The organism is Clostridium sp. FP2 (assembly GCF_011065955.2).
GTDB classification, from domain to species: Bacteria; Bacillota; Clostridia; order Clostridiales; family Clostridiaceae; genus Clostridium_AD; species Clostridium_AD tagluense.
In genome coordinates, this window is record NZ_JAAMNI020000001.1 from 3,080,640 (window position 1) to 3,092,549 (window position 11,910).

Annotated in this window: 12 protein-coding genes and 1 other annotated feature; all 12 genes read right to left on the reverse strand. The window is 31.2% G+C overall.

The window, feature by feature from the left end; genetic code table 11:
• Positions 1–85: 85 nt before the first annotated feature.
• Complete coding sequence (gene mltG / locus G9F71_RS14865) at positions 86–1,084, reverse strand: endolytic transglycosylase MltG (protein ID WP_164949862.1); 999 nt, start codon at positions 1,082–1,084, stop codon at positions 86–88.
• Between the two features lie 21 nt (positions 1,085–1,105).
• A complete protein-coding gene (gene typA / locus G9F71_RS14870) occupies positions 1,106–2,935 on the reverse strand; it encodes a translational GTPase TypA (RefSeq protein WP_164949863.1) in 1,830 nt (609 codons plus the stop codon).
• 250 nt (positions 2,936–3,185) lie between these two features.
• The gene (locus G9F71_RS14875) at positions 3,186–3,638 is read right to left on the reverse strand and encodes a Fur family transcriptional regulator (RefSeq protein WP_164949864.1); all 453 of its coding nucleotides are present in this window, start codon (positions 3,636–3,638) and stop codon (positions 3,186–3,188) included.
• A 153-nt stretch (positions 3,639–3,791) separates the two neighbouring features.
• Positions 3,792–4,049: a DUF1292 domain-containing protein gene (locus tag G9F71_RS14880; protein WP_125004713.1), complete on the reverse strand. Its 258-nt coding sequence runs from the start codon at positions 4,047–4,049 to the stop codon at positions 3,792–3,794.
• A gap of 72 nt (positions 4,050–4,121) precedes the next feature.
• A complete protein-coding gene (gene ruvX, locus G9F71_RS14885) occupies positions 4,122–4,541 on the reverse strand; it encodes a Holliday junction resolvase RuvX (RefSeq protein ID WP_164949865.1) in 420 nt (139 codons plus the stop codon).
• A 108-nt stretch (positions 4,542–4,649) separates the two neighbouring features.
• Positions 4,650–4,907, reverse strand: coding sequence for an IreB family regulatory phosphoprotein (locus G9F71_RS14890; RefSeq protein ID WP_125004709.1), 258 nt, complete (start codon positions 4,905–4,907; stop codon positions 4,650–4,652).
• Positions 4,908–5,090: 183 nt separating this feature from the next.
• Positions 5,091–7,736 carry an alanine--tRNA ligase gene (alaS, locus tag G9F71_RS14895; protein ID WP_164949866.1) on the reverse strand — a complete coding sequence of 882 codons (2,646 nt, stop codon included), beginning with the start codon at positions 7,734–7,736 and terminating at the stop codon, positions 5,091–5,093.
• Between the two features lie 89 nt (positions 7,737–7,825).
• Positions 7,826–8,018: a binding site (T-box leader), on the reverse strand.
• Positions 8,019–8,101: 83 nt separating this feature from the next.
• Positions 8,102–9,130, reverse strand: a complete 1,029-nt coding sequence (locus tag G9F71_RS14900; RefSeq protein WP_164949867.1) for an AI-2E family transporter — start codon at positions 9,128–9,130, stop codon at positions 8,102–8,104.
• Positions 9,117–9,623: a PRC-barrel domain-containing protein gene (locus tag G9F71_RS14905; protein ID WP_164949868.1), complete on the reverse strand. Its 507-nt coding sequence runs from the start codon at positions 9,621–9,623 to the stop codon at positions 9,117–9,119. The genes G9F71_RS14900 and G9F71_RS14905 overlap by 14 nt, the downstream gene beginning before the upstream one ends.
• 204 nt (positions 9,624–9,827) lie before the next feature.
• Positions 9,828–10,226 carry a Fe-S cluster assembly scaffold protein NifU gene (nifU, locus tag G9F71_RS14910; RefSeq protein ID WP_125004701.1) on the reverse strand — a complete coding sequence of 133 codons (399 nt, stop codon included), beginning with the start codon at positions 10,224–10,226 and terminating at the stop codon, positions 9,828–9,830.
• Between the two features lie 171 nt (positions 10,227–10,397).
• Positions 10,398–11,471 (reverse strand): tRNA 2-thiouridine(34) synthase MnmA, encoded by a 1,074-nt coding sequence (mnmA, locus tag G9F71_RS14915; RefSeq protein ID WP_164949869.1) that lies wholly within the window; start codon positions 11,469–11,471, stop codon positions 10,398–10,400.
• 10 nt (positions 11,472–11,481) lie between these two features.
• Positions 11,482–11,910, reverse strand: a complete 429-nt coding sequence (gene nifU / locus G9F71_RS14920; protein ID WP_125004697.1) for a Fe-S cluster assembly scaffold protein NifU — start codon at positions 11,908–11,910, stop codon at positions 11,482–11,484.

Here is an 11,910-nt window from a genome sequence, read left to right on the forward strand (position 1 = left end):
CTCCAAAAATTGATTAAGGCACATGAAAATAAATAACAAGTCAAAGCTGTTAGTCTATTTATTTTCATGTGCCTAACACAGTTAACTAAAATCCTTGTGTTACAGCTTTAACTTTTAAGAACTCATTATAGTCATCTGTAAAAAAATGTTTCCCATCATTATCTAAAACAAAGTATAAATACTTTGTTTTAGCAGGAGACAGACCTGCTTTAATAGATGCTTTTCCTGGGTTACAAATTGGTCCTACAGGAAGGCCTTCTACTTTGTATGTATTATAAGGTGATTTAACTTTTAAATCACTATTATATAGTTTTTCTTTATGTTTACCTAATGAATATAAAACAGTTGCACAAGATTGTAGCTTAATATCTTTATCTAATCTATTATAAAAAACTGATGCTACCTTAGTTCGTTCATTTGCATCACTAGTTTCTCTTTCAACAATTGATGCCAATATTATTATATCATCCAATTTTTTCATATCTATAGGCTTTTCTTTATTTAGTTCATTTATAGTGCTGTAAAATTTATCCACCATAGACTTTATTATGACCTTACCACTCATATCAGCTTTAAACTCATAGGTAGCAGGAAAAAGAAACCCTTCCAAATTAAACTTTCGATTTGCATCTTCATGTATATAAGTTGGCAGCTTATAAGTTTTACAACTCTCTATAAATTTTTCACTCTTTATTATACCTTTTTCTTGTAGTACTTTTGCAATTTCATTTATATCAAAGCCCTCTGGTATCGTTACTTTAATAATATCTTCCTCATTTCCTACAGTTGTTAAAATAGTTATAATCTTATTAACTGTAGCATCTTTTGGTATAAAGAACTTCCCAGTATGTATATTGGATTTGACTCCATTTTTTTTGATATAAAATTTTATAATACTTAAGTTTTTTATAGCCCCATTTTGGTTTAAATCATCTAATATGCTATATAAAGTGTCTCCATTTTTAACATTAACATGGAGGTCTTTGGTAGTCACAATAGGATGTTGTATTATTTTTTTATACTGAAAAATACCAGTTAACACACAAACTATTAAAACCCCAATTAATAGCCCTATCTTCTTCATTAAACCACCCCATATTTAAAACTATTTGTTTGATTTACTTGATGCTCTTTTTCTTTCTCCTGAATCTAATATTCTTTTTCTCATTCTAATGTTTAGAGGAGTAATTTCAACTAACTCATCTATAGATACAAATTCTAAGCACTGCTCTAGTGACATAGGTCTTAGTGGAGTTAGTTTTAGTGCATCATCCGCTCCTGAAGATCTAGTGTTTGTTAACTGTTTCTTTCTACATACATTTACTTCTATATCTCCAGCTCTTGCACATTCCCCTGCAACCATTCCTGCATATACAGGCACTCCTGCTGGTATGAAAAGAGTTCCTCTTTCTTGAGCATTGTATAATCCGTAAGTTACTGATTCTCCGCCTTCAAATACAATTAGAGAACCACGACTTCTATCTGGAATTTCTCCCCTATACTTATCGTAACCATCTAGAACGTGATTCATTATACCATTACCTTTAGTATCAGTCATAAGTTCACTTCTAAACCCAATTAATCCTCTTGAAGGTACTTTGAACTCTAATCTAGTATATCCATTTATAGCAGAAGTCATATTAACCATCTCTGCTTTTCTAGGTCCCATTTTTTCCATTACTACGCCCATAAATTCTTCTGGCACGTCAATTGTAAGGTGCTCAATTGGCTCTGTTTTGTGGCCATTTTCCTCTTTGTATATAACATTTGCTTTTGACACTTGGAATTCATATCCTTCACGTCTCATAGTTTCAATTAGAACTGAAAGATGAAGTTCTCCTCTTCCACTTACTTCAAAACCATCTGCGTCTTCAGTTTCTTCTACTCTTAAACTAACATTAGTTTCAAGTTCTTTCATAAGTCTATCTCTTATGTGTCTTGATGTAACGTAAGTTCCTTCTTGACCTGCAAAAGGAGAATTATTAACCATGAAATTCATAGTTAGTGTAGGCTCATCAATTTCAACGAATGGAAGAGCTTCTGGTTCATTAATATCAGCTATTGTTTCTCCGATGTTAATATCTGGAATACCAGAAACTGCTACGATATCACCAAGCATTGCTTCTTCAGTTTCTTCTCTTTTAAGACCATTGTAAACGAAAAGGCTTGAAACTTTAACATTGCTTATTGTTCCATCTTTTCTTATAAGTGCTATTGGTTGATTTTTTTTGATTGTTCCTCTTTCAATTTTTCCTATTCCAATTTTTCCAACATATTCATTATAATCAATAGTTGAAATAAGCATTTGAAGTGGCATATCTAAATATCCTTCTGGTGCTTTTACATTCTTTATTATAGAATCAAATAATGGTTCCATATTGTCACTTACATCTTCAACATTGAATTTAGCAAACCCTTCTCTAGCAGAAGCATATACCACTGAAAAGTCTAATTGTTCATCATCTGCTCCAAGTTCAACAAATAGGTCAAAGACTTCATCAAGTACATCTGTAGGACGAGCATCTTTTCTATCAATTTTGTTTATAACAACGATAGGTTTAAGATTTAATTCTAATGCTTTTTTCAAAACAAATTTAGTTTGTGGCATAGGGCCTTCATATGCATCAACTACAAGAAGTACACTATCAACCATCTTAAGTACTCGTTCAACCTCTCCACCAAAGTCAGCATGGCCTGGAGTATCAACTATATTTATTTTAATTCCATTATGCATTACTGCAGTATTCTTAGAAAGAATTGTTATTCCTCTTTCTTTTTCTATATCGTTAGAATCCATTACTCTCTCTTGTACTTTTTCATTTTCTCTGAAAACATGGCTTTGTTTAAGTAAACAATCCACCAGTGTTGTCTTGCCGTGATCTACGTGCGCAATTATTGCTATATTTCTAACATCATTTCTTGTAAATAAATTCATATTAATCCTCCAATTTTTTTTTCGTAAGTTTCCACATTTTGCACAAACAAAAATTGGATACGCCTTGAAGTATCCAATTTTCGCATTTACTATACTTATTCTAATATTATCTTGCAAAAAAGTCAACTAGTTCTATTATACATTATTACCAAAAGATAAGTCTACCCCAATTGTATCATTTAAAATATTAAACAAATAGTATTTTATAATTCAATTAGTTCCTTTAATCAAAAAACTAAAATCGCCTATACTATTTATCTAAGCATTTATCACAAACACCATAGAATTTCAAACTATGATCTTCAACCTTAAAATTGTATTTTTTTTCAACAATTGCTTCTAGCTCATCAAGCAAATCTCCCTGTACCTCTAATACTTTACCACAGCGATTGCATATTAAGTGATGGTGTTGATGATTCTCATCTTCATGGATAAGTTCATATCTACTGCACCCATCATCTAAATCTAGCTTTCGAATTACATTCATCTCTTCTAAAAGTTGAATTGTCCTATACACTGTAGCAAGACCTATTTCTGGGCAGTCGGTTTTAACCAAGTCATATAGTTCTTCCGCAGTAAGATGGCTACCTTCGCTCTTAATTATACCATTTAAAATAGCTCTCCTCTGTGGAGTAAGCTTATATCCCTCTTGTTTTAAGGTTTCCTTTAAACTCTCAATTGTCTCTGGAGATAAATTCGACATATATGCACTCCTCTTCATAAATATCATTCGGTTCAAAAAATAAAATATATTTACTATAGTATTATTTTAATACCTTATTGTGATATTGTCAATTGATAATCATTTAGTTTCAACAAAACAGGTTAACTGGTATAAATATTCACTAAAAAACGATTAATCTTCCTCAGAAAAAATTGTTTCGTAAGCTTCTGAAATCATTTCAAACTCTTCATCGTCTTCTATTGTTACTAGGATATCATTACCCTCTGCATCCTTATCAATTCTTAATGCTATTGCATCAATGTCTTCTTCCCCAGTTGGTGCAACTATAAGATATTCCTTATCTTCAATGTCTAATTTAGTTAGTACATCGAATTCTGTTTCCTTGCCCTCTTCATCGTTTAATAATATAGTTTCAACATTGTTTTCCATTTTATTATCTCCCTTCAATTATATAATTATTACTATTTAAACTCCAGTTACATATTTTGTAAATGAAATAGACTATAGACGTGTACCTAAGCTATCTAAATATCCTTGCAAAATGAATGTAGCTGCAATTTTATCTACAATTTTTTTTCGTTTTGACCTAGACAAATCACCCTCTAGCATTACTCTATTAGCAGCTACTGTAGTCAATCTTTCATCCCACATTTTTACTTCTAAATCCAAGGTTTCTTTGAGCGCATCACAAAAACGTTGAACCTTTTCTCCTTGTGGTCCTATGGTTCCATTCATGTTTTTAGGAAGCCCTGAAACAATGGTTTCTACATCGTAGTCTTTGCATATTTTAGCAAGTTCTTCAATATCTAAAACTATGCTTTTCCTTTTGATTGTTGTGATTCCTTGTGCTGTTAATCCTAGTGGATCACATACAGCTACTCCTATTGTTCTATCTCCAATATCTAAACCTAATACTCTCATTCACATACTCCTTTAATAATAGCTTAATTAATCTATGAGACTAGTCGTCATCATCTTCGATGATGAAATGTCGTTAATTTAAAAAAACAAAATGCCCTTATGGGCATTTTATTTTTTGATATCTAGATAAGATTTCAAAACTTCTTCTAAGATTTCATCCCTCTCTAGCTTTCTTACTAACGCTCTTGCTCCATTGTAATTCGTTATATATGTGGGATCTCCTGAAATCAAATAACCTACCATTTGATTTACAGGGTTATACCCCTTTTTTATAAGTGAATTATACACGTCAGTCAAAATAGTTTTTGTTAAATCTTTTTTATCTTTTACAAAATCAAATTGGACTGTATTTTGATTAGTATCCATTGTATTCACCCCTTTCCTTATTATAAGCTAAACACTGTAAATTAAACATTGTAAATATATTGCCACACAACTTTCTAATATATTACAGTTTATTAGTTACAATAAGTTCCATAATTACATACTAACGATAATTAATTTACTTATTAATAATTATATTATAAAACATCTGTTGCAAAAAGTATACTATTTTACAAATGTTTCAATAATGGAAGGTACATTAGCTATTGCTTCCTCTAATTTTTCAGGAAGCTTTCCACCTGCTTGAGCCATATCCGGTCTTCCACCGCCACCGCCACCAGCAATTTTAGCAACTTCTTTAATTATTTTTCCACAGTGGACTCCACTATCTATAGCAGACTTAGATGCCATTGCAACAAATTCAACTTTATCATTTGTGGCACTTCCGAGCACAACTATGCCATCACCAAGTTTATCGCGAAGTTTATCAGCTAAATCTCTTAGCGCATCACCATCTATGCCCTTTACAACTCCACAAATAACTTTAACACCCTTAACTTCTTTAATATCGTCTAAAATTTCATCTATTGAAGAGGCAGCTAACTTTCCTTTTAAGGATAGTATTTCCTTTTCTTTATCTTTTAATTCTGCCAATTGAATTTGTAATTTATTTGTTATGTCTTTTTCTGAGCATTTTAATGTACTAGCAATTTCTTTTATTAAATTATCTTTTTCTTCTAAATATTTTATAGAGTTACTACCAGTTATGGCTTCAATTCTTCTAACTCCAGCAGCTACTCCAGCTTCAGATAAAATTTTAAACATTCCAATTTCCCCTGAGTTTCTTACATGAGTACCACCACAAAGTTCCTTACTATATCCTCCCACAGACACAACTCTAACATCATCTTGATATTTTTCATCAAATAATGCTATAGCTCCACTTTCCTTAGCTTTATCAATAGTCATAATATTAGTTTCTACCTTATATGATTGCATAATATTGTTATTTACAAGCTCTTCAACTTTAATAATTTCTTCCTGCGTTAGCGCAGAAAAATGGGTGAAATCGAATCTTAACCTGTCCTCATCTACATAAGAGCCTGATTGATGAACATGATCACCTAAAACTCTTTTTAATGCTTCTTGAAGCATATGAGTTGCAGTATGATTCCTACCAATTTCAGTTCGTCTTTTCTTTTCAACCCTTAGGGTTACGAATTCATCTGTTTTTAATGTTCCTTCTAGCATCAAAGCAAAGTGCACAATTTTACCAGAAGCATTCTTTTGGCAATCATAAACCTCAGCCTTGAAATTATCATTAAAGATTATTCCTTTGTCAAAAATTTGTCCTCCCATTTCAGCATAAAAAGGAGTAACTTCTGTTACAATAATGCCTTTTGAACCCTTTGCTAGCTCAGAAACAACCTCTTCACCACTAATTAAAACTTTAACTACCGATTGTAACTCCGTTTTATCATATCCATTAAATTTAGTTTCTATATTTTTAGGAATTAAATTTAGTTCATTTTCTCCATTACCCATATAATTTGAATGTCCTCTGGCAGATCTTGCTCTTTGTCTTTGACTTTGCATTTCACTATTAAAACCTTCTAAATCAATTCCTATGCCCGCGTCTTCTAGTATTTCCTCTGTAAGCTCATATGGAAAACCAAAGGTGTCGTATAATTTAAAAGCTTTATCTCCACTTAAAATCTTATTGTTATTGCTTTTAAGCTCTTCAATATAAGTTTTCAAAATATCCATACCAGAATCTAAAGTTTCTGAAAATCTTTCCTCTTCAAGTTTTATAACCTTTTTAATATAACCTGCTTTTTCTTTTAATTCAGGATATGCTTTAAAGGAATTTTCAATAACAATGTTACAAAGTTTATTTAAAAAAGCATTTTTAATTCCAAGTAATTTACCATGTCTTGCTGCCCGCCTAATTAGTCTCCTAAGAACATATCCTCTGCCCTCATTAGATGGAAGTACCCCATCGCTTATCATGAAAATTGTACTTCTAACATGGTCTGTTATAATCCGGAGTGATATATCCTCGGTGCGAGTTTCTCCATACTTTACTTTTGATACCCTTGAAACTTCGTCTAAAATATTTTTTATAGTATCTACTTCAAAGATACTGTTGGTTCCTTGCATTATAGTGGCTATTCTCTCAAGCCCCATACCTGTATCTATATTGGGATTCTTTAATTTGTTGTAGTTGCCCTGCTCATCTTTGTCAAATTGAGTGAATACTAAATTCCAAAATTCTATTACTCTATCTTCATTTCCTGCTTTAAGAAACTCTTCTGCAGTTTTTATTTGACCGAGTTCTACATTTCTATCAAAGTGTATTTCTGAACTTGGTCCACAAGGTCCCTGACCTATTTCCCAGAAATTATCTTCTTTTCCTAATCTAAAAATACGGGTCGGATCAACGTCTGTATTTTTACTCCATATATCAAAAGCCTCATCATCTTCTAAATATATGGTTACATATAAACTTTCTTTTGGTATATTTAAAACCACTGTTATATATTCCCAAGCCCACGGGATAATCTCTTTCTTAAAATAATCTCCAAAAGAAAAATTTCCAAGCATCTCAAAGAAAGTACCATGTCTAGAGGTCTTTCCTACATTCTCAATATCTCCTGTTCTAATACATTTTTGACAATTAGTTATTCTGCTGCTAGGTGGTGTTTGTATTCCTGTAAAATATGGTTTAAGTGGTTGCATACCTGCATTTACAAGTAATAGACTAGCATCATTCTTAGGTACTAGAGGAAAACTCTCCAGTCTAAGATGCTCTTTACCTTCAAAAAATTTTAGAAAGGATTCTCTAATTTCATTTAATCCTAATTTTTCCATAATATCTCCTCCGTTTATTAATCATATTTTGTTGTAGAATTTAAAATCTTATAATTTTTTATAATAAAAAAAAACTTTACTCCCCTAAACCAAGGGACGAAAGTTTTCCGCGTTACCACCCTAATTATACCGCTATATAATTAATAAAAATTAATTACGCTGCAATATCTCTCAAGAAAAACGGTTCAAAGATAGCTTCAATATATCTAGCAAGAAGTTTTCACCATCCACTTCCTCTCTAAATGCAAAAATATATTTACTGGTTCTTATCATTACCAAGTATTAAATTATACTTGTATTATTATAGCATATTTTACCTTAACACATCAATACATAGAATATATAAAAAAATATTTTTATAATTCTTAAAACAAATAATAGTTTAAGTCCTCGTATACAACTTTAATCACAACCCCTAGTGGTACAGCAAGTATCATACCTAAAATTCCGCCAACTTTCCCACCTAAGATTAATAGTAATATTACTGTTAAGGGATGCATACTTATGCTTTCTCCAATTATTTTTGGAGACAATATATTTCCTTCAATTTGCTGAAGTGCAAATAGCCACAATGCTGTATATAAAGCTATTTTAGGTGAAGCAAGTAGCCCTATTAAAATCGCAGGTATTACACCAAATATAGGCCCAAAATAAGGTATTATATTGAAAATTCCATTTATCAAAGAAAGTATAAGTGGAAAATCAACTTTCATAAACATTAAAATAAAAAAAGTAGCAATACTTATAATTCCACATAAAATAAGTTGACTCATAATATATCGTCCCAATACTTTATCAATATCATCTATTATTTTTTTTATTATGTTTCTGCTCTCAGGAGGAAATACTATCAATGTCTTATTTATCATATTCTCACTATCGCATAAAAAATAATAAATTATTAGAGGCGAAACCATATAAGTAATTATATTCTCACCAAGTCCCATAATAGAGTCAAATATATTATCGAATATTACAAGTATTTGAGCATTTAATTTGTGGTATATAGTATTCATAATACTACTCATGAACTTGTTCGTGGTTAATATTTTAAATTTCATATTTACATGGGTTAAATAATTTTCTAAATCATAAATTGCCTTACTAATGTTTAAGCCTTCCCTAAATATTGACGGAATTAGCACCACAAATGTTAATAATATTAAGCCTATTAGTCCCACTATTATCAGTGAAGAGGCTGCTTTTTTATTTACACCTTTTCCGATCAAAAGCATATATAGAGGTTTTAGTATATATGCTACAATAAATGAAATGAACACTAAATTTAGTAATTGTTTAATAATAGGTATCCTTATTGCTATAAGGACAACTACCATAAAAAAAACAATACTTATAATTGTAATAATTAATTTCTTTTTACTAATTTTCTTCATGAGCTTTGCCCTCCACGAAGAAGTTATGTGGCATACTCTTTAAAAAAGGATTATGGCAATTGGGAAGGTATAAAAGATTTTCTTCTCCAAGTATTAATTCATTTATTAAAATTATTCTCTTCCCTCTAAGCAAATTTGTAATAAATCCAGAAGACACTATAATCCCTTTAATTTCAAAGGTATCATATGTAAAAGTAATATCTTCAACCATACCAAATACATTTCTACATTTATCTATAACATCCATATTAACAAAGCTATGCAAAGGCAGATATTTATTTTTCTCAATTTTTTTCACTACCATATGTTTATTAAAATATACAATGTCTTCTTTTAATACACTTACGTTTTTATGAAAAAATTTATAAGGAGATACTTCAAATCCAATTACCTTTCCTCTATTAAAATCGATTAAAAGATCTTTGATAAATCCTATTTTTTTACCTTCTACAGTGACAACATCCATAAATATAAAATCTTTGCTTTTAAACATAATATCTCCTACATGAAAACAACTTAATTATTTTATAGTTATGTTTTCCAATTAGTCTAGGAATTATTACATAAATAAATATAATTGTTGAAAATAAACTATTTTTTCTTAAAGAATGCTAACAAAAGTGAACGCATTCCTAGCGATATATACTTTTCGTTATAGCATCCTCTGAGAAAAAAATTTTAGTCTTATTAAAGATATTTATTTTAAATCATCTTTCCAAAGCTCAAGATTTTGTAACCCTCTATAATTATTTATTGCATTATGTATAGTTTGTTCTGCTAGCACTGAGCAATGCACTTTTGAAGACGGTAATCCTTCCAGCGCTTCAATAACTGATTTGTTGGTAAGTTTCCAGGCCTCCTCTGTGGTTTTGCCCTTTACAAGTTCTGTAGCTATGCTAGAAGACGCTATGGCAGACCCACAACCAAAAGCTTTAAACTTAACGCTCTTTATTATATTATCTTCAACTTTTATATAAATTTTCATTATATCCCCGCAATTAGGGTCTCCCGCCTCTCCAATACCGTTAGCATCACCTAATATTCCAACATTTCTTGGACTATAAAAATGCTCCATAACTTTATCACTATACATCATAATTATTCTCCTTTTCTCCTTATAAATACAGAGGGATACCTAGTCTTTTAACTAGATACCCCTCTGCTTAAATTATCCACCAAAGTAGCTTTATATATAAAGCACATTTAAATAAATAACAAGTCAGTAGCTAGTATATTTACTTGTTGTTTATTTGAATATGCTATGTATTTATAAAACTTCTTCTATTATACCTCCACCCACTACTAGGTTTTCCGAATAAAAAACTACTGATTGTCCTTTGGTTATAGCTCTTTGCTTATCATCAAAAACAACTTTTACCCTATTGTTTTCTAATGGAATCAAAGTAGCGAGTTGTGGCTGTGCAGAATATCTAATCTTAGCTGTAACTCTCAAACTAGCCTCAAGTTTATCAAATAGAATGAAATTTAACTCTTTTGCGATAAGCTCAGTTTTAAAAATATCCTCTTCGCCACCTAAAACCACTTGGTTAGTTAATGGGTTAATATCAGTAACAAAAACAGGCTTTCCTAGTGCTATACCTAGTCCTTTTCGCTGACCTATAGTATAGTAGACTATTCCTTTATGTGTTCCTAAAATTTTTCCCTTTTTATCAACAAAGCTACCTGATTTTATTTCCCTACCACTATACTTTTTAATATAAGCTCCATGGTCGTTGTCAGGTATAAAACAAATTTCTTGACTATCTTTTTTTCTAAAAACTTCTAGTCCAATTTTCTCTGCAATATTTCGTATTTCTGGCTTTGAATAGTCCCCACAAGGCATTAAAGTATGACTTAATTGATATTGAGTTAAACTATACAAAGCATAAGTTTGGTCTTTTTTATTATCATCTGCTTTTTTAAGCACATATCTATCTTCTTGTTTTTCAATTTTAGCATAGTGACCTGTAGCTATATAATCAGCTCCAAGGGCTTCTGCTTTCCTTAAAAACTCTTTGAATTTAATATCTTTATTACACACAATACATGGGTTAGGCGTTCTACCTTCCATATATTCATCAATAAAGTTATCAATAACATTTGTTTTAAAAGCATCCTTAAAATTCATAACGTAAAATGGAATATCCAGTACATCTGCAACACGCCTTGCGTCATTTGCAGCAGAAATAGAACAACATCCACCTTCATTTTCTTCATAATCAGGATTATTCTCAGAGAGCTTCATCATAATTCCTATAACTTCATAGCCTTGCTCTTTCAAAAGATATGCAGCTACAGAGCTATCTACTCCTCCACTCATTCCAATAACTACTTTTTTCATCTAATATCCCCTATTCTCCGTGCACCTCGGCATGTATATCATCGTGTTCTGTGTAATCCCATACTTCAAGTCCTGCTTTGCTTCTATAATCATTAATTGCTTTGTGTATAGCTTCTTCAGCAAGGACCGAGCAATGCATTTTTATTGGTGGAAGCCCATCTAAGGCTTCAGCCACAGCTTGATTTGTTAAAGTCCATGCATCATCTACAGATTTACCTTTAATAAGCTCTGTCGCCATACTTGAAGATGCTATAGCAGATCCACAACCAAAAGTTTTAAACTTTGCATCTATCACTATATTATTTTCTACTTTCAAATACACCTTCATAATGTCTCCACATTTAGCGTTACCAACTTCACCGATTCCATCAGCATTTATAATTTCCCCTACATTTCTTGGGTTTGTAAAATGGTCCATAACTTTTTCGCTGTATATCAT